Annotated in this window: 20 protein-coding genes and 1 pseudogene; 11 read left to right on the forward strand and 10 right to left on the reverse strand. The window is 36.1% G+C overall.

Annotated elements, in window-relative coordinates; all coding sequences use genetic code 11:
* Positions 1 to 115: 115 nt before the first annotated feature.
* The gene (gene rmf, locus PMAL9190_RS01335) at positions 116 to 289 is read left to right on the forward strand and encodes a ribosome modulation factor (protein WP_087819751.1); all 174 of its coding nucleotides are present in this window, start codon (positions 116 to 118) and stop codon (positions 287 to 289) included.
* Positions 290 to 575: 286 nt separating this feature from the next.
* Here the strand turns inward: rmf and fabA are convergent, their stop codons facing one another.
* Both fabA and PMAL9190_RS01345 read right to left on the reverse strand, forming a co-directional pair.
* Positions 576 to 1091 (reverse strand): 3-hydroxyacyl-[acyl-carrier-protein] dehydratase FabA, encoded by a 516-nt coding sequence (gene fabA / locus PMAL9190_RS01340; protein WP_045029019.1) that lies wholly within the window; start codon positions 1089 to 1091, stop codon positions 576 to 578.
* A 68-nt stretch (positions 1092 to 1159) separates the two neighbouring features.
* The gene (locus PMAL9190_RS01345; RefSeq protein WP_087843577.1) at positions 1160 to 2875 is read right to left on the reverse strand and encodes an AAA family ATPase; all 1716 of its coding nucleotides are present in this window, start codon (positions 2873 to 2875) and stop codon (positions 1160 to 1162) included.
* Positions 2876 to 3070: 195 nt separating this feature from the next.
* Here PMAL9190_RS01345 and matP point away from each other — a divergent pair, with 195 nt between their 5' ends.
* From matP to PMAL9190_RS01360, 3 genes are all read left to right on the forward strand, one after another.
* Complete coding sequence (gene matP / locus PMAL9190_RS01350) at positions 3071 to 3532, forward strand: macrodomain Ter protein MatP (RefSeq protein WP_087843578.1); 462 nt, start codon at positions 3071 to 3073, stop codon at positions 3530 to 3532.
* Positions 3533 to 3597: 65 nt separating this feature from the next.
* Positions 3598 to 3903 carry a DUF3634 family protein gene (locus tag PMAL9190_RS01355; RefSeq protein ID WP_087843579.1) on the forward strand — a complete coding sequence of 102 codons (306 nt, stop codon included), beginning with the start codon at positions 3598 to 3600 and terminating at the stop codon, positions 3901 to 3903.
* 66 nt (positions 3904 to 3969) lie between these two features.
* A complete protein-coding gene (locus PMAL9190_RS01360) occupies positions 3970 to 4374 on the forward strand; it encodes a PPC domain-containing DNA-binding protein (RefSeq protein ID WP_087843580.1) in 405 nt (134 codons plus the stop codon).
* A gap of 32 nt (positions 4375 to 4406) precedes the next feature.
* On the opposite strand, the gene PMAL9190_RS01365 is transcribed toward PMAL9190_RS01360, so the two are convergent.
* The 6 genes and pseudogenes from PMAL9190_RS01365 to PMAL9190_RS01390 all read right to left on the reverse strand — a co-directional run bounded on the left by PMAL9190_RS01365 (position 4407) and on the right by PMAL9190_RS01390 (position 10514).
* A complete protein-coding gene (locus PMAL9190_RS01365) occupies positions 4407 to 4652 on the reverse strand; it encodes a hypothetical protein (RefSeq protein WP_087843581.1) in 246 nt (81 codons plus the stop codon).
* Between the two features lie 123 nt (positions 4653 to 4775).
* Positions 4776 to 5189, reverse strand: coding sequence for a hypothetical protein (locus PMAL9190_RS01370; RefSeq protein ID WP_087843582.1), 414 nt, complete (start codon positions 5187 to 5189; stop codon positions 4776 to 4778).
* Positions 5179 to 5958, reverse strand: a complete 780-nt coding sequence (locus PMAL9190_RS01375; RefSeq protein WP_087843583.1) for a winged helix-turn-helix domain-containing protein — start codon at positions 5956 to 5958, stop codon at positions 5179 to 5181. Before PMAL9190_RS01375 ends, PMAL9190_RS01370 begins: the two co-directional genes overlap by 11 nt.
* Before the next feature lie 314 nt (positions 5959 to 6272).
* A pseudogene (locus tag PMAL9190_RS01380) lies at positions 6273 to 6842 on the reverse strand (helix-turn-helix domain-containing protein); the annotation flags it as partial.
* 418 nt (positions 6843 to 7260) lie between these two features.
* Entirely contained in the window at positions 7261 to 9345 is a 2085-nt protein-coding gene (locus PMAL9190_RS01385) for an ATP-binding protein (RefSeq protein WP_087843584.1), read from the reverse strand.
* Between the two features lie 5 nt (positions 9346 to 9350).
* Positions 9351 to 10514, reverse strand: coding sequence for an FIST signal transduction protein (locus tag PMAL9190_RS01390; protein ID WP_087844186.1), 1164 nt, complete (start codon positions 10512 to 10514; stop codon positions 9351 to 9353).
* Between the two features lie 150 nt (positions 10515 to 10664).
* Between PMAL9190_RS01390 and PMAL9190_RS01395 the strand changes: the two genes are divergently transcribed.
* Positions 10665 to 11402, forward strand: a complete 738-nt coding sequence (locus tag PMAL9190_RS01395) for an SDR family oxidoreductase (protein WP_087843585.1) — start codon at positions 10665 to 10667, stop codon at positions 11400 to 11402.
* Positions 11403 to 11464: 62 nt separating this feature from the next.
* Here the strand turns inward: PMAL9190_RS01395 and PMAL9190_RS01400 are convergent, their stop codons facing one another.
* On the reverse strand, positions 11465 to 11908 hold the full coding sequence (locus PMAL9190_RS01400; RefSeq protein WP_087843586.1) for a hypothetical protein: 444 nt from the start codon (positions 11906 to 11908) through the stop codon (positions 11465 to 11467).
* 158 nt (positions 11909 to 12066) lie between these two features.
* Between PMAL9190_RS01400 and PMAL9190_RS01405 the strand changes: the two genes are divergently transcribed.
* The 5 genes from PMAL9190_RS01405 (at position 12067) to uspE (ending at position 17416) form a co-directional block, all read left to right on the forward strand.
* On the forward strand, positions 12067 to 14457 hold the full coding sequence (locus tag PMAL9190_RS01405) for a heavy metal translocating P-type ATPase (RefSeq protein ID WP_159458357.1): 2391 nt from the start codon (positions 12067 to 12069) through the stop codon (positions 14455 to 14457).
* Positions 14458 to 14676 carry a cbb3-type cytochrome oxidase assembly protein CcoS gene (ccoS, locus tag PMAL9190_RS01410; RefSeq protein WP_087843588.1) on the forward strand — a complete coding sequence of 73 codons (219 nt, stop codon included), beginning with the start codon at positions 14458 to 14460 and terminating at the stop codon, positions 14674 to 14676.
* Entirely contained in the window at positions 14663 to 15337 is a 675-nt protein-coding gene (locus PMAL9190_RS01415; RefSeq protein ID WP_200813358.1) for a sulfite exporter TauE/SafE family protein, read from the forward strand. The genes ccoS and PMAL9190_RS01415 overlap by 14 nt, the downstream gene beginning before the upstream one ends.
* A 77-nt stretch (positions 15338 to 15414) precedes the next feature.
* On the forward strand, positions 15415 to 16170 hold the full coding sequence (gene fnr, locus PMAL9190_RS01420) for a fumarate/nitrate reduction transcriptional regulator Fnr (RefSeq protein ID WP_045030450.1): 756 nt from the start codon (positions 15415 to 15417) through the stop codon (positions 16168 to 16170).
* Between the two features lie 301 nt (positions 16171 to 16471).
* On the forward strand, positions 16472 to 17416 hold the full coding sequence (gene uspE / locus PMAL9190_RS01425; protein WP_087843589.1) for a universal stress protein UspE: 945 nt from the start codon (positions 16472 to 16474) through the stop codon (positions 17414 to 17416).
* Positions 17417 to 17493: 77 nt separating this feature from the next.
* On the opposite strand, the gene PMAL9190_RS01430 is transcribed toward uspE, so the two are convergent.
* Positions 17494 to 17799 carry a hypothetical protein gene (locus tag PMAL9190_RS01430; RefSeq protein ID WP_087843590.1) on the reverse strand — a complete coding sequence of 102 codons (306 nt, stop codon included), beginning with the start codon at positions 17797 to 17799 and terminating at the stop codon, positions 17494 to 17496.
* Between the two features lie 154 nt (positions 17800 to 17953).
* On the opposite strand from PMAL9190_RS01430, the gene PMAL9190_RS01435 reads away from it, so the two are divergent.
* Positions 17954 to 19669, forward strand: coding sequence for a trypsin-like serine protease (locus tag PMAL9190_RS01435; RefSeq protein ID WP_087843591.1), 1716 nt, complete (start codon positions 17954 to 17956; stop codon positions 19667 to 19669).
* The last annotated feature ends 1 nt before the right edge of the window (position 19670 follow it).

Below are 19670 nucleotides of genomic sequence, written 5' to 3' on the forward strand. Positions count from 1 at the left end.
TTTTAGGCTTGATCAATTTCGAAATATGACCCATTTTTAATAAAGGAGTTAACACACTCCTGCATTACTTTATTGTAATGAAAGTACCAAACAGATAAGGAATGAGGATCGAACTATGAAGAGACAAAAGCGGGATCGTTTAGAACGCGCACAAGCTCGAGGTTATCAAGCCGGTTTGAATGGCCGTTCTACAGATGATTGTCCGTACAACGGTACAGACGCCCGTACGAATTGGTTAGGCGGTTGGCGAGACGCAAGAGAGGACATGCAACAAGGTCTCTATAAATAAGATAACCTCCCTCATGGTTAACCTTTCTGATGCCCCTTAGGAGAAGGGGCTTTTTATTATGATAATTCATCAAATTGCTATCATATTTATAATGTTTAAATTATACACCTAGCTAGAAATGCAATCTTTTGTGTTAGCTTGTAGTTTATGCACTCAAATAAGATAGTATTTATAAGAAGCTATTTGATACTTATATTTTATAGTTTTTGCTGGTGGATAAATAATAGATAAGATAAAAAAAGCCCTGAAGCGAACTTCAGAGCTTAAGTATCTAAATTGTAAAAACTTAAAAGTTGTCAGTATCTTTAAACAGACCTACTTTAAGATCTTTAGCTACGTAGATTTCTTTACCGTCAACAAGTACACGTCCATCAGCCACACCCATAATAAGTTTACGGTTGATAACACGTTTAAGCTGAATATCGTAAGTTACTTTTTTCGCTGTTGGTAATACTTGACCCGTGAATTTAACTTCACCTACACCGAGTGCGCGTCCTTTTCCTTCGCCGCCTGACCAACCAAGGAAGAAACCAACAAGTTGCCACATAGCATCAAGACCAAGGCAACCTGGCATAACTGGATCACCAATAAAATGACAGTTGAAGAACCATAGATCAGGATTGATATCTAATTCCGCATGGATAAAACCTTTGCCGTGGTCTCCACCTTCTGCAGAGATATTAACAACACGGTCAATCATCAGCATATTATCTACTGGTAGTGATGGAAATTCAGGACCGTATAGTTCGCTTTTACCACATGCAACTAGTTCTTCGTGTGTATAAGAATTCTGGCGTGTCATTAGAATCATTTACTCCTTCAAAAGTATGCTAGCAATTTAGCGTACACGTGTAAGCTAAACAACTCGGATCAGTTCTGGCCCAACCAGTTAGAAATAGCAAATCTCATTCGATTAACAAAACCAACTTCGTTAGAAAGATCACCATGATGGAAATAATCAATACGTTCTTCAATTAAAGAGAGGATAGTTTCATCATCTTCATTTTCACTACGGAAAGGTTTGTTTGTAAGAAGAGGAATTGCTTCATCAACATTATTTACAGGCCATACGTGGAATTGTTTTGCTTTGATCGCTTCAATCACTTCATCATTTAGGCACAAGCTTGATAGATTGGTATGCGGTAAAATAACCCCTTGATTACCAGTAAGGCCTCGATGTACACAAACCTTATAGAAACCTTCAATTTTCTGATTGATACCGCCAACGGCTTGTACACGACCAAATTGATCTACTGCACCAGTAACCGCAACTTCTTGATTGATAGGTTGCGATGATAGTGCCGACATAAGAGCACAAAGTTCAGCAAGAGACGCACTATCACCATCGACTTCAGAATATGATTGTTCAAAAACAATAGATGCTGAATAGGGAAGTGCTTGGTCTAAATCAAGTGCTGTAGCAACAAAAGCTTGCATAATCATCATGCCTTTTGCGTGAATATTGCCACCCAGTTCAACTTTTCGTTCAACATCGGCAATGTCTCCATCGCCAAAATGAACCACACAAGAAATACGAGCTGGTTCGCCATAAGCACTTGGGTGACCAGGCATTTCGACGACGGTTAAGCCATTTACTTGTCCTATTTCTTCACCTTCAGTCGCGATTAAAACTTGGCCATGATGGATATCGGCAATAGCACGCTCTGGTAAATATGATTCTCGATACTCTTTGGCTCTTAGCGAATCTTTAATATGTTGAGCTGTGATTGATGCGCCTTCAGACTCGACAGCAGCTTCTGACAACAGATTCAAGTGCCATAATGGGCATAAAGGCAATCGTGTTTGATCTTCTGCATGGCGAGCACCTGCCTGTAATACGGCATGAATTGCATCAGAATCAGCAAGTGGTGGTAAACCATAGTGATGACTAATGCCTTTAATATAGCGTAAGTAATCTGTTAGTGTTGCTTCGTTCAGCAATAAGTCTTGTTCAAACTCACCATACATTGCCATGCCGTCACTTAAATCAGGCTCGGCAGTATCAAGTTCAGCCATCAGGTAACGCTCACCTATAATTATAAGTTTTACGTTAACGCTTTCTGGTGCTGGTAGATTATAAAGATGTTTATTTGATATTGGACGCCATTCAAGTTGACCATCCATTAAAACATTTTTTAATTGTGGCCATAAGCTTGGATCACTTAAAATAGCGGTGATCGATAAAACAAGGTAACCGTTATGGGCTTGATGTAAGAGGCCATGCTTTAGTTGAGGCTGCGTTTCACCGCTTTTAGCTGGGTAGACTGCGCCAAAGAGCTTCTCATGAGTGACGTTGTCACCTGCGATGATGATAGGCTGCGCTACGGTATTTTCATTATTGATGCTTGGCTTATTGATACTTTTTTTTAGCAATTCAATAATGTAGTCACGATATAAGGTGTTATCGGAAGCCGTAATGCGTAGAATGCGTGGCTGTAAATTCATCGCGGTGAAGCGGCGTACTGCATCTGATAGGCGAGATTGGAGAATGCCAACCAGAGTAGGGTTTAAATCATCATATTGATCTAAAACGTGCTGATATGGGCTGTAATCAGGAAACATGTTACGCCAAGATTCTTCATGCATAAATTTATGATTTCTATTGTTACTGTGAAAAGATGTGCAGTATAAAGCAATCAAAGGGCTCATAATAGACACTTATCGTCTATATTTAAATTTCAATATTAAGGTTATTTAATATTGAGGGAAGAGATTGTTATTTTACCACTCTAGAGTTACACTGTAACAATCAGTCTAAATTGTTTGAGAATTATCAATCCTATGAAATATCAGCAACTTGAGAACCTTGAAGCAGGTTGGAAATGGACTTATTTGGTTAAAAAATGGAAAGAAGGAGAGGCAATAACAAGCTTTGTCGATCAAAGTGAGGCAGATGTCGCTATAAAAATATTACTTGATCTTGAGCATGAGCCAACCAAAGTTATCGAGTGGATTGATAATAATATGGCCAATGCTTTGGAGAATAAACTAAAACAAGCTATTCGTGCTAAACGAAAGCGACATTTTAACTCAGAACAGAAGCATACAAAAAAGAAATCTATTGATTTAGATTACCGAGTTTGGGAAAAGTTAGCAGAAAAATCGCAAGAGTTAGGCTCAACATTATCGGATACTATTGAATACTTGATTAGCGAAAGTTCTCGTACAGAACAAGCCAGCCAAAAAGTATCTGATTTAAAAAATGATCTAAACCAACTACTTAATTCAGATTCTTTTGAGTAAAATACTTTTTGATTTAGTCGTTGGTACTTCTCTTTCAGCTCAATTTGATTACTAGGGAGTGTGTAATGGAATATGTTCTTTTATTAGCTATTGTCGTTGTTTTTCTTGTGTTCAAGGATCGACCAATAATGGTACTCGAGTTTAAAGAAGGTGAACTTATTAAATCAAAAGGACAAGTACCAACGGGATTTCAGAAATCTTGTCGAGAAATTGCACATAAAGAGCCATTTACTGGGCGAGTTAAAGTATATAAAACACGATTTGCGACCAAGTTTGATTTTTCAAAAACAATTCCAAATAAAGTAAAACAACGTATTAAAAATGTTTTTCCGCATAATACTCCAGCATCAAAACGTGGAAAAAGAGCATAATTAAAGTATTTAACAATGAAACGTTACCTATAAAGGTAACGTTTTTATTTATATAAAAGGTCATCAATGATAACGCCTTATGCAAAACGATTAGTCAAAGGGGATGATTTACGTAATTCGCTGCTAGATATTGTTAAAGTGAATGATATTCAAGCGGGATCATTATTAACAGGTGTCGGATGTTTATCACATGCTAATATTCGGTTAGCTAATGAGAATAATACACTTAATATAACGGGCCCCTTAGAAATAATAACGCTATCCGGGACATTAACTCCCCAACATATTCATGTTCATATTTCAGTTGCAGATAGGGAAGGAAATGTTTATGGAGGACATCTGATGCCTGGCTGTATTGTTTCTTATACTACTGAACTATGCATGGTCTCGTTTAACAATATGATTTTCTCTCGAGGCTATGATCCTAAAACAGGGTTTGATGAGTTAGTTATAAGTGATAAAGAGAATTAGCCCAAGAAGAAGAATAATCTCGGGCTATATTATTATCGAATAGATTTTATTAATTCTTCTTTACTATTAATAAATGACGAAATTTTTTCTTTTAATTCAATAAGTTCTTTTTCTGCTTGTTGGCGTCGAAGCGTCTCTTGTTCTAATTTTTCACCTATTTCAACGGCTAAATAACCGCCTTTAATTAATGCTTTTGTTGTTACATTTGTTTCTGTCAGAGATTTTAATGCTTCAATCATATAGTAATGCTGATCGATATCTCTAATAGTAATTGCCATAAATACTCCTAATTGAATACTAATAATATCAATTAGATGATAATGAGTGAACCACTAATTCTAATGCACTATAACTTTATGCTTTTGTATAAAATAAAAGCCACATCAAATGGCTTTTATTATTTAATTAACTATTCTTTTGCCTAATAATACATTAGGGGCGTTATTATCGTCACAAAAAGAAGAGGTTCCAGATATATAAATAGCATTACCTGTGCGTAATGAATCAATAAAAAAGCTATTAAACATTAGCTGTGAATTATTTTTACCTATATGCTCAATACCTAATAAAAAGTAATGATTTTGAAAGCGTAAAAAGAAGCCATCAAAGCTGCTAGGGTGAGCATTTAATCCATTCTGTGAAAACAACATTGATGCATGTCCATCATTCAATGTTATTTTTAATGTTTCTTTTAATTCAATAGTATTTTTAACTGAGAACTCGTATGAAGCCTTGGTATTAACGGAGCTTATTATCGCCTGTACCATTAAAAATACGATCGCACTAACAATACCAATAAGCGCTTTATTTAACACTGCAAATTTCCTGCTTAATAGTAGGTGAGTAATTAATAAATTGACCATTACTTACGCTAAATAATTGGTAGTAATTACATGATTTACTAATAGGGAACGCATACCATCTGCTTATGCTACTGTTGTCATTCTGCAAGATAGCATTTTGAACGGGTTTAGGTAAATCAACGCCGTTATAAATAACTGGCAACCCCTCAACAGAAGTAGTGTCCATGAAAAATAAGAAACGATAACAAATTGTTAATGTTGCAAAGAAAAATAAAATTCCAACAAGAATTTCAAACAAGCTAATATTACATGTCCGTGGATCGTCTATCTTTACTTTATTTGGTAAGCTTAATGGCTGCTTATTATCTGTTTCTTCTTTTAAAATAATTGGCTGAACATTATTCTTATCACTAATAATGTCATTAATTTTAGGTGGGTGAGAACCATCATCAATAAGTGCTGATTGTCTAATACAATAACCTAGTTTTGGCTCTGTGGTTATTATTTTATGCTCACCAATTTTTGCAAAAGCTGTACGTAAGTTTTTGATTGCGACAGTTAAAGAATTGTTGGTCACAACTTTTCCTTGCCAGCATTCAGCTAATAATACTTCTCTATATATTGTATTATTCGCTTTTTCAGCAAGAAGAGTAAAAATTAAGGTTTCTGATCGAGAGGCTTTAATAAAAGCTCCGTCACTAATTCGCGTTATGGTCCTACGTGCAAAATCAACATCGAAACGCCCAATACGTTTACAATCGTCGTTTACTTCATCGTTCATTTTTATTCTTATCTATCAGTTTTAGCTATAAAGCGATAGCTAAATTGTCATCAAATACACCACACCGAAAACGGATAAAGCGTCTTAGTATTTTATACAAAACAGCTAAAGATGCAATTGTGAAACAAGTATAACCACCATAAAATCGATATTAACACGATAGTTTGAATGGTTTTTAGGAACAATCTTTAAGATAACTATACCTTATTGTCTTAATTCTAAGTGTTTAGGTAATATTTATTGACCGCTGGAATATGACATAGTCGATGGATAAAGCGAGAAAAATAGAGCATAAAGTAGGGAAGTCACGCTTTATATTCACGCGTGGCGACCATGTAATCAAACGCAGATTCTGTTTCGCTAAAACGTAAGTTCATCAGTTTACCGGTGGCATCATCAATGAAAACCAACAAACAACATTTGTCACTGCGGCCTTCAAACCAATCATGATGTGAGCCATCTATCTGAATTAACTCACCATAACAATCACGTCGATGACGTGGTTGATAAACACGAGGCTTACGTTTGAAATGTGGCACCCAAAGTCCATCAGCGATCATCCATTGGCGTAAGGTTTCTAATCCAATTTTAATACCGTGACGTTCAATCAATTTTTCACGTGCCAATGTGGGTCCAAAGTCTGAATAATATTCGTGGATCAGGTTTAAACATTGATGGCGTATATCAGCATTAATCTTGTTGCCTGGCGATTGTCCACGACGTTGATGCACTAAACCAACAGCACCAAGATCTCGATAGCGTGTTATTAATCGTTGAACCTGACGAACACTGACATTAAGAAGCTGAGCAGCATCTTTGCGTCTGATCCGTTTTTCGCAAACATCACGAATTGTACCTAAACGAAATATCTCTTTGTCATTCATGGTCACCAACATATTTTGTTTAACTCATATTGATCAGCAGATACTGATCACTATAGAAAAACAGGACATTTTAGCTTTGCAGAAAAGAGACACTTTACCTTGGGAGCTACACCTTAAGTGCGCATTATGTATATTATGTTAAATAGAGTGTTGAATTACGAGATACATGGATCATCTTATCTAAATTGATAGCTTTGTTACCCACCCTTTAGCTACAGGACTGTTGCTAACTATGCTATTTAACAGTATTGGCTATTTACCATAAAATAGGTAATTTACATCTAATTTAAATACTGCCGCACATTTCATTTTGCTTGGTACTTAAATTAGCTGTAAATTACTAATAGCTCAAAGCAGCCTTTAACGGCAGCTTTGATTATCTTCCTATATGATATATTCGACGCAATGCAGGAAATATTTACTGAGTTATTGATTGGTTTTGGTACTTAATGAGCATTTTATCTAATTCCTCAGGCCGTATTGGTTTGGCTAAAAAACCATTCATTCCAGCTTGTTGATACATAAATTGATCATTTTGCATGGCATTTGCGGTTAATGCCACGATTGGTGTGTCAATATTGAGCTTTCTGATGTATTTAGTTGCTTCTAAACCATCTAAAACTGGCATTGATATGTCCATTAGCACTAAATCAAACAACTTGTGACACTGTAACAGTTTAGATATTGCCTCTTCACCGTGATTAGTTATAGTAACTTTGTGTCCTCGTCGTTCTAACATTAGCTTAGCAACAAGCTGGTTTGTTGGGCTATCTTCTGCAAGTAATATGTTCAGCGGCTGAGTTGATTTAGTCGGCATTATTTCTATTAACTGCTCTTTTTTAATTATTGCAGGAAGAATTGGAATTCTTATCGTAAAGCAACTGCCTACGCCAAGCTCACTCTTAATTGAAATGCTGCCTTTCATTTTCTTAATCAGTAGTTGGCTGATTGTTAGACCTAAACCGGTACCACCATACTTACGTGTAATACTACCATCAGCTTGATGAAATGGATTAAAGAGACTATTTAGAGCATCATCTGCAATACCAATTCCAGTATCAAACACTGATACTTCAATATCATTATCTACTTTAGTTGCTACAATTTTAACTGAGCCAATATTTGTAAACTTAATCGCATTACCAATAAGGTTAAACATGATCTGAATGATGCGATTTTTATCAGCATAAATATACTCAGGAATTGACTCATCAATATCACATTCTAAAAGTATATCTTTTTTATTGGCTTCTGGTTGTAGCTGGTTTTTGACCAAAGTAATACTATCGGAGAAATTTATATTACTGTTAAATAACTCAAAACTACCAGATTCAATACGTGACAAGTCAAGAATGTCATTGATAATAGTCAGTAATAAATGAGCCGATTGCTCCATTTGCCCTAGCCATTGCTGCTGCTCATCTTCTAAACCTGACGATGATAATAGATCCATCAAGCCAAGTACGGCATTCAATGGTGTCCGTATCTCATGACTCATCATTGCGATAAATTGTGATTTAGCTTTGTTGGCGGATTCAGCTTGTTGGCGGGCTTGTTGTAAATCAAATAACCTTTTTTTCCTAATGCTGATATTTTTGGCTGTGCCACGATAACCCAGTAATAACCCTCGCTTATTATAATAAGGCGTACCACTAAAACTTAACCATTGATCTTTTCCATCAATGACTAATTGCCATTCAAGATCTTCAAACGATTGATTTTTTTGTAATTGCTCACGGAATTGCTGTTTAAAATTGTCATGGCCATCAAAGATATCCATGATATTATCTTTATCTATTAAGTGGTTAGCTATATGTGATGCTGATATATAGCTAAAATTATAATCAGTATCTATTTCCCAGAACCAATCACCAACAGTACGTGCAAAATCTTTAAAGCGTTGTTGGCTATGTGTGAGCTCTTGCGTGCGCGCGGTAACTAATGATTGTAGCCGCTCGCGATAATCAATATCGATAATCGCTCGTTCAAGTAATGGCCTGAACCGATTTAAAACTCGACGGCAACTGGAAGTAAAATGACCTTTCTCAGTACTCATCAGGATGATCATGGCATCCCCTGAACTTATTTTGACTCCAGTGATTAAGCTAGAACTACAAATCGTTAATAATTCGGGGCTTTTATTTTTAAATTCATCAACGTCTTTAGGTGAATATAAAGCGATACATTCACCATTAATACAGCGATTAAAAGTATTTCCCACTTGCCAATAATCGAAATCTAAATTGGTAGCAGTACTCATTAACACATGCAGATCTGATGCTTCGTCATCACGAGTTAAAACAATCGCATTATCAAACGCAATGAATTTTCTTAGCACAGCTAATAAACTATTAAACACCTGCCGTTTATTATTTGCACCCGCCATAGCTGAAACGCCTTCAAGAATGGCGGCATTTTCTATTCGTAGTTGATTCTCTCTTTCTTGACTACGTTGAAGATCTAATAACGTTTCCTGTAGTTTTTCTGAATCAAAACCAATCATAATTATTAGTCCCTATGAAAAACAACAGCTGAAATCATTAAATTACCATGTGCATTCTCACCGGTTACAAACTGCCCTTGTTCACCAAATGTGAATGGGCAAACAAAGGATTTATCATGCATAGCTATTTTCATAAATAATGCAACTTCTTCCATTCGGTGTTGAACTTTAAGCATACAACCAGCGCAATAAATCGCGAGGCCACCGATTGGATTTAATTTAATTCCATTTGTTGCCGTCACAACGCGTCCAGCTCGAGTGATCAATCGTTCATCTGTACCAGTCATAAAGTATAAACGCTCACCTTCAATAATTGAGGCAAACATTTTTAAACCATTAGTTTTTGTCACCATCAAGGGATGAGCTAATTTAAAATAAGGTAAATCATGAATCTCACCAACCAAACGGCCCAGAGGATTTAAACTACTTTCATTAATAATACTGCTATTTGCTTCAAAATTTTGTTGAATCCATTGTTGATAAATATCTGCAGCTGGTTGATGATCTAATTCAATCAACTCACGACCTTGCACTTTTGTGGCTATTGCTGAATAAGTGGTTGCTGCATAACCTGAGTGAAAAGAAAAACTTACTTCACAATTCGGATAGAAAACAGCGATTCCTATACCCTGCTGTGTTTGTTGTTCATGGTTGAAAATTCGCCAATTACCTTGAACGTGATCGTCAGCCGCACTGCCTCCAATGATCGCAATGTTTGTTCCAACAACGTCTTCTATTCCTCTAATGACTTCTTCTTCACAGCCCGGTGTTGCATGCAGTAAAATTAATGTTGGTGATTCACCAAGGCGGCCACTATTGTTAATTGCTTTAAGTATTGCTTGGCGGGCAATGTCAAAAGTAGAACCATTAGAAGAAACAATTGATGTCCCGTAAGCGCCGACAATATCATTTATCGCCCAGAGAGCGATACCTTGTCCATTTATATAACCGTTTTCGGTCATGAATCCCTGACAAGATGAACATGCTAGAAAAGGAGTATTTGGGTAATATTTAGTTAATGTTAACTGTAATACGTCGTAATCGTAATCTTCTGAAAAATACAACAAAAGTAATGATGGAGGCGCTATCTTCTCATCCAACTTGTTAATCGCATCAACAATTGCATCATAAGAATCATTTAACACTGAAAAGCTTGTTGCAATATCCATAGCCATATCTTTTTAATTTTTCCTTATAATAATCATTTTTGTTAATATGATCAGTAAGCAAATCATTTTTAATTATTATTTTTTATCTTATTATTAGGAATTAACCTGTTATCTCCTATCATAGTACACATAATCGACTCAAGGAGTGTTATGTCACATTCAATTGTTCAAAATGTTATATTAGTTACAGGTGGTGCAAAAGGTATAGGCAAAGGTATTTGTCAGTATTTATCAAAAAAAAATAACATTGTTATTGCTATCGATATTGATATTGATGCTGGTCATCAACTGGTTGCAGATAATCCTAAAATACGGTTTTGGCCAGCAGATGTCACTAATAGAAAAGATATAACAGCAATTGTTAATGAGATAACGTTACAATTTGGACGGCTTGATGGGCTAATTAATAATGCTGCGATAGCCAACCCTTATAATACGCCATTAGATTCTTTATCATTAGATGAGTGGCAACGCATTATAGATATAAACTTAACTGCTCCTTTAATGATCACCCAGCAATGTTTACCATTGCTAAAAATTTCAAAAGGTAATGTTGTAAATATATCATCAACGCGGGCATTACAATCTGAAGCAAATACAGAAGCTTACAGTGCCACTAAGGGTGGGATTGTCTCTTTAACTCACGCGTTAGCTGTCAGCTTAGGTCCTGAAATTAAAGTCAATTGTATTTCACCAGGATGGATAAACTCATCAAATGAGATTCTAAATAGCACAGATCACCAGCAACATCTTGTTGGTCGTGTCGGTCATACTGATGATATTGCAGAAATGGTCGAATTTTTAATTTGTAATCAATCTGGATTTATTACGGGACAAAATTTTGTTATTGATGGTGGGATGACAAAAAAAATGATTTATACAGAGTAAATATTCACTTTAGAAATTTACTCTGTAGTTAATATTCGGCGCAGGGAATTGCGCCATATACCTTATTTGGTCACTGTGAACTCTGAAGTGTAAATAGTGTTATTAATTTTAATATCAATCGCCCAAGTCATTTTATCTGTAGTACATTGAGGCACTGTAAATTCACCTAGCCACCCTTCTTTTTGTTGTTTAAATATAACCGGTAATATACCCATATTCATACTAACGCCATTAACTGTTGCGCTTGGATTTACAGCAATATTACTTATATGCAATTTGAGTGGTATATTTGCTTTAGGATCAAGCGGTAATAACGAAACTGTTACTGGTTTATTATCAATCGTAAATATACAGTTTCCCGTGTTTAAACTACATACATTAGCTTGAACTTTTGTTACAGCTGGCTTTTGGTAAGTTACCGTTCTCCAGATAAATGCAGTAATTAAAACGGTCATTAAAACAATAATTTGAATTAATCGTCCTCGGGTTAATTTTTGTGCAGCCATTTTTTCTTTATTCCTTTATTACTGTTATTTGTCTATGCGATAACTAAAAGCGTCATGTTTGATATTAAGTGCTAACCTTAATAAGGAGTTAATACTTTTTCCTATATTAATACATAGGTATATAGCAAGGAATGACTTCAAATAGTATAACACCACCAGTGCTTCAACGTTGTTATCATTGCGATGAACCAATCACTTCAGGGCTTCAGTTCAAGCTTGAAATCTTAGGCGAACAAAGAAACCTGTGTTGTGCCGGTTGCGAAGCTGTGGCAAAGATAATTGTTGAGAATGATTTAACTGATTATTATCAACATCGAACTCAAGCGGCAAAAAAATCTGACATTGTCCCTTTAAGCCTCCAAACATTACAGCTGTATGATCATCAAGATATTCAAGCTGATTTTGTTAGTGAGAATGAACAGCACTATAAAGAAATATCACTCTCAATAGATGGTGTTTCATGCGCCGCATGTGCGTGGCTAATTGAAAAACAAGTAAAGAAACACACTGGTGTTATCACTATTGAGGTTAACATTACTACTCAACGAGCTTTATTAGTATGGAATGACTCAAGCGTAAAATTAAGTTCTTTATTGATGGTCATTCATCAATTAGGTTATAAAGCAGCACCCTTTGAGCCGGATAAGCAAGAGCAACATTATCAGTATACCATGCGTCATTATCTTTATAAGTTAGGGGTTGCCGGTATTGCGACAATGCAAGTTATGATGTTTGCTGTTGCATTATATTTTGATGTGCTTGATGATCCTAACAATAACTTTGGCCATTATTTACGTTGGGTTAGCCTCTTGGTCGCTACTCCAGTTTTGTTGTATTCAGCACTGCCTTTCTATCGTAATGCTTGGCGGAATATTAAAGCCCTAACATTAGGTATGGATGTTCCTGTGTCTATTGCCTTACTTTTTGCCTATGGTGCAAGTTTATATGCAACAATAACAAAGCAAGGTGAAGTATATTTCGAATCTATTTCTATGTTTACATTTTTCCTTTTGCTAGGTCGATTTTTAGAAATGCGAGCAAGGCGCCATGCTGCTGCCATGAGTGCGAATTTACTTAAATTGATTCCAGCAATGGCAACGTTGGTATCAGGCAAACAAGTCGCAGCTAAAACACTAAAAATAAGTGACGTTGTCACTGTTTTCCCTGGTGAGTATTTACCAGCTGATGGCATCATTGTTCAAGGCTCAACAACCATTGACGAGTCAATGCTAACCGGTGAATCTGTCGCTGTGAAACGAACCATTAATGACACTGTCTTTGCAGGTACAATAAATGGCGATAACAATATTAACGTAAAAGTCATCCATAATCGTAAAGACGCTCTAATTTCCAATATTGTTCGTCTTCAAGATCATGCCTTATATTCAAAACCACAAATAGCGTTAGTTGCTGATAATGTAGCTCGTTATTTTGTTGGTGCTATTTTAGTGATTGCTATATCGACATGGTTTTATTGGAATACCAATCAACCTCAAGATGCATTATGGATAACACTGGCGGTATTAGTTGCTACTTGTCCTTGCGCATTATCATTGGCGACACCTACTGCAATTACGTGTTCAACATCAATGTTAGGAAAGCGTGGATTATTGGTTCGTCGTAGCCATGTGCTAGAAACTTTATGTAAAGTAAATCATGTTATTTTAGATAAAACAGGCACGCTTACCAAAGGTAATGTTGAGCTTGTCGCCACTAAAAATTTCAGCAAATATTCAACGGCGGATATTTTATTATATGCTGCCGAACTAGAACGCTATTCTAATCATCCAATTGCAACGATGTTTCGGCCTTATCAATCTAAAAAGGCATTGTTTGATAAAGTCGAAAATATTATTGGTCAGGGTTTAATTGGTACGATAGAACAACAATATTGGCGAATTGGTAAGTATGAATTTGTTACTCATGGTCAATCACCTCTTTCTGATTCGCAGCTCTCTACAAACATTGAAGATTATTCAATCTGGCTCTCTTGTAATAAGAATATTATTGCCGCTTTTAAAATTGAAGATCCTTTACGTGATGATAGCCAACAGTTAGTGGATGCATTTAAGCAACAAGGTATGAAAGTCACAATGTTAACAGGTGATTGTTCTATTAATGCTAAACGAGTAGCACAGCAATTAAATATTGCGCATTTTCACGTCAATATGACACCAGAAAATAAGTTAGATTACTTACAAAAAATACCACCAAATGATGTGTCATTAATGATTGGTGATGGCGTAAATGATGCGCCAATATTGGCCGGTGCCCACCTTTCTATAGCGTTAAGTAGTGGAACCGATATTGCTAAGTCATCAGCTGATATAGTGTTATTAGGTGACCAACTACAGCCAATTCTTACAGCTCGACAATTAGCATTGCGTACTCGAAATATCATTCATCAAAATTTAGTGTGGGCATTAAGCTATAATTTAATCATTCTACCCTTAGCCGTTGCTGGTCTTGTTGCCCCCTATATAGCCGTCATAGGTATGTCAACGAGCTCAATTATTGTTGTATCAAATTCTTTAAGGTTATTAAGATAAATGGCAATTCTTTACATATTAATACCTATTGCACTGTTTTTTGTTAGTCTCGCGATCGCTGTGTTTTTGTGGGCGGTAAAAACCAACCAATTTGAAGATTTAGAACGACGAGGCCATGATATTTTGTTTGATGACGATATAAAAGATCCCAATAACGTATCTCAACAACCACATACAAACCCAATCAAATCATCAAACGGTGAGCATGATAGAACTTAACTTTATGACAGCATTAATCATTGGTTTAACCGGAGCTGGCCATTGTATTAGTATGTGTGGTGGAATAGCTGCAGCTGTGACGATGGGAATGCCAAATAAACCGCAACAACAATGGGTGTATTTGTTAGGTTATAATTTAGGCAGAATAAGTGCCTATATGGTAGCAGGTCTGATTGTTAGCCAAGCTGTTGTTGAGGTTGCAGAGCTTGCTGGTACAAGCATCGCATTGATTTCATTGCGAATTGTGGCTTCTATTATGATGGTAATATTAGGGTTATACATTGGTAATTGGTGGTCAGGTTTAATTTATATCGAGCGTATTGGTCATTTTCTATGGCGTTATATAGCCCCTATTAGTCAGCTTTTTTTACCATTAACATCACCTTTAAAAGCAATTCCCTTTGGTTTTTTATGGGGATGGTTACCCTGTGGTTTAGTTTATTCTACATTAACATGGGCAGCGGTTTCCGGTAGTGCAACAGATGGTATGGTAATTATGTTCGCTTTTGGATTAGGTACATTACCCGCAATGTTAGCTGTAGGCGCTATAGCAGATAAACTAAAGTCACTGCTAAAAAACAGCTATTTTAAACGGGCAAATGCGTTATTCATTATCATTTATGGTATGCATACTGGTTACATTGCAATCAATCAAATATAGTAAGGTTTTTAATACTCGTAATATTGCTTCATAATATGTTAAAATATTGACCTACATCAAATTGGTTAGATAGGCATATGATTTCTGAAAAATTTACCACAAAACGCATTCAATCTGGTGGGTGTGCTATTCACTGTCAAGACTGTAGTATTAGCCAACTGTGTATTCCATTCACCCTTAATGAATCAGAGTTAGATCAACTGGATCAAATCATCGAGCGTAAAAAGCCGATCCAGAAAGGTCAAGAGTTGTTTAAAGCTGGTGATGAGCTTAAGTCACTGTATGCGATTCGTTCTGGTACGATCAAAAGCTATACCATCACTGAACAAGGTGATGAGCAAATCACGGCATTCCATCTAGCAGGTGATTTGGTTGGTTTTGATGCAATCAATGAAATGCAACATCCAAGTTTTGCGCAATCGTTAGAAACATCGATGGTATGTGAAATACCATTTGAAATTCTTGATGATTTAGCGGGTAAAATGCCTAAACTTCGCCAACAAATCATGCGTTTAATGAGTAGTGAAATTAAAGGCGATCAAGAAATGATTTTATTGTTATCAAAGAAAAATGCTGAAGAGCGCCTAGCTGCATTTCTTTACAATTTATCGTTACGTTTTTCCCAACGTGGCTTCTCTCCTCGTGAGTTCCGTTTAACAATGACACGTGGTGATATTGGTAACTATTTAGGTCTAACGGTAGAAACAATAAGTCGTTTACTTGGTCGTTTCCAAAAGTCTGAAATGTTAAGTGTTAAAGGTAAATACATTACTATTTTAGATCATGATGAGTTAGCAAAACTTGCTGGTGTCAGTAAGAGTAATAATTTGTAGTAGTTAAGTACCCTATCTAATCAATTCATAAACAGACACTATTAGTGTCTGTTTTTATATTTGCCCTCCTTCGTTGTTTTAATATTGTGTATATTAGCAAGCTATATAATGTTTATTTATCTCATTTTTACATTTAATTGCTCAAACTACTCCCCATCTTGGTTAGTTTAGAGTACAGTAAATATTATGTTAATTTTTTAATTATTTGATTTAAATGTACATCAGATAAATGCAGCGGTAAATGTGTCCTCTTTGTTGTTGTCAATTATCCAAAGAGATCCTGCCGTAGGGAGACATTATTATGCAAAAATATAAAAACATACTTGTTGTTGCTGATCCTGAACGAGAACAACAGCCCGCAATATCTCGTGCGATTCATTTAGCCAAGACTTGTGATGATGTAAAGATTATTGTTTTCCTCGCTATTTATGATTTTTCGTATGAAATGACTTCAATGCTATCTTCAGACGAACGTGATGCTATGCGTCGTGGTGTCGTTATGCAGCGTGAAGAATGGCTAAAGGAAATCATACAACCACATACAGAAAAAGGCATTAATATCGAGATCAAAGTCGTATGGCACAACCGCCCTTACGAATCTATTATCGCCGATGTATTTAGCCAAGATATTGACTTATTAATTAAAGCAACTCATGAACATGCAAAATTAGGCTCAGTAATATTTACTCCAACAGATTGGCATTTATTACGTAAGTGTCCTGTTCCAGTGTTACTTGTTAAAGGCGAAAACTGGCCGACGAATGGTAATGTACTTGCTTGTGTGAATTTATCTGCCGAAGATGAAACGCATGAAGATCTTAACGATAAAATCGTCAAAGAAGCGATCGCCTTTTCATCAATCACACAAGCAAATGTTAATTTAGTGAATGCCTACCCAGCAACACCAGTTAATATCACAATAGAACTACCGGAATTTGATCCCGCGTCATATACTGATGCTGTTCGTGGACACCATCTAATGACCATGAAGGCATTACGTCAAAAGTATGGCATTGATGAAGAGCAAACCTATGTTGTCGAAGGTTTAGCCGAAGATGTTATTCCACAAGTCGCTGATGAAATAAATGCTGAGCTTGTTATTCTTGGTACGACAGGACGTACTGGATTATCCGCGGTATTTATTGGTAATACTGCCGAGAACACTATTGATAGTTTGAATTGTGATTTATTGGCGTTAAAACCTGATGGTTACATTAGTCCTTTAGCTCCAAACTCAATTGATTAGTAAATCACACGCCTTTTTATTATAAACGCCTCATCACACGCCTTTTTATTATAAACGCCTCATCAGAGGCGTTTATTTTATTTAGGCTCTGCTGGTTTTTCATTAACAAGCCACTTCGCAAATTTAGTTAAATACCATTCATTTTCTTGTTTTAAACAATAAGCACGACTTAATTTTCTATGGCGCCATTCTGCGGCTAATGACACGCGAGTCTGGTTTGTTGGTTGCTGTTTAAGATAAGTCGCACAAAGTTGACTATTGGACATCTGTCGAGCATAGCTATTAATGCTGCCACCTTTTATTCCCATTTGCTGTGCTTGATGCGAGCTACACCCCGCAATAATAATGCAAAGCCCTACTATTACCATTAACTGTGATTTCATCTTTATTAATCCTAAGACATCCTTTTTTTATCATAATATCAATAAATAAGAATGACCATCGCAACCACGTTAACATTATTAAAAACTATTAAATAATAACATTAAGTATATTGCACTACACTATAGCTATTAGTTAGTAATAAAGCAGTTTATTATGCGCAATATTCATAAAGCCGTTGTGATATTTATTTGTCTAGTTTCTTTTAATAGTTATTCTATTGGTATCAACGATAGTAAATATATTGAATTAGGCAGTAGTTTAGATCCCGCGTTAGTGAATAATGTCAGTGCAAAACTACATTTAGAAGCGAATGCCGCACAATATAATGCTGTTGGTTTAGTGATTGGCCGTGGCTATTGTTCAGGAACTTGGCTTGGTAGTGATCAGCAATATAGTTATATATTAACTGCAGCGCATTGCTTATATGGTTATGAGAAAAATCAACATCAAGGTCAATATGTAAGTTTTAAGCGTCATGATGGTACAGTGATCAGTGCCGGTCAATCAATCAACTACTTTAATCAATATAAGGGATGTAGTTCTGATATAGCTGTTGCCAAAATACCTAAAGTTAGCGATCCGTTAGATGACAATGGTAATGTTATTAAGCAACCATACATAGATAATTATTTTAATCCTAACCTGTTACTAAATAAGATTAGTTTAACTGGTTTTGGCATTTTTGGTTCTCGTTCATTAGGTCAATTAGATGGTATTAGTAAACGAAATGGTATTGGTTCATTACGTTTTTTATATCAAAACTGCTTAATCAATCAAGCGATTGAAAATACACCATCATGGGCATTTGCTTCACCTGGCGATAGTGGCTCTGCTATTTGGCAACAGCGTAATGGTACTGATGTTGCTGTGGGTATTTCCTCATGGTGGTTTGGGTGGCAATATGGTTACTCAGGCCATGCATCAATTGCTTTAAATAGTGATTGGTTGCAACGTATTGTTCCAATGTTAAAAACAATTGATGATATTCCTACTGATACCGAAGAACCCACTTTTATATTAACCGAGAAAAATACTCTCGAAACTGAACCGCTAGAAGCCAATGTCAGAGGTTCAATTTACTATGTGAGAGGCAATAATGTAATTAATGGCCCTACTCGTTACATTTGGCGCTATCCTCGTGAAACAACCCTGTTTTCAACTCAGCTTATCCATCAACAAACCAATGCCATCTATACGATTTGGTTACGAGGCCAACGTAATACACATTGTGGCTGGGGTAGAATCAACAATAGCGCTTGGTGTTATCCTGCCCCCAATCTTGGTCAACTAAAATTACATTTTAATCAAAAAGACAATCCTGATTTACCTGTTGGTGATTATCACGGCGAATTTAGTTTTACAGCCAAAAGCCTCTATGATCGAAATTATAATGATACTGTAACTATCAATGCCAATATTGCAATTACTGAGCAACTCGCTCCTGACGGTACAATAACTCAATATACACCGTTTGTGAGCCAACGATTTGAAAAAAATATTCGCGGTACTGTGTATTATCAATCGCCTAATAAAGTCGGAATTAATCGACCACGATGGAGCCGACACACGGGAACTTACAGTAAGTTAGCCGTTAATGTAAAAAACACTCAAACAAATATATCACAAACTGTCATTTTACGTGGCGAGCGATATCTTGGTTGTGGTTGGGCTGTGATGAATAACGGTGCTTATTGTCGTAAAATCGGCCCTGTTTATGGTGAGCTTAGAATTAGTTTTGTTGCTGAAGATAACCCTGATTTAGATATCGGAGAATATAAGGGCAGTTTTCCTGTGACTGTTAGAGGCTTACATTACCGCCGCTTTAAACAAGATCTGCGCCTTAACGTACATTTAAATATTACTGAGTAAT

The organism is Photobacterium malacitanum (genome assembly GCF_900185615.1).
Lineage (GTDB): Bacteria > Pseudomonadota > Gammaproteobacteria > Enterobacterales > Vibrionaceae > Photobacterium > Photobacterium malacitanum.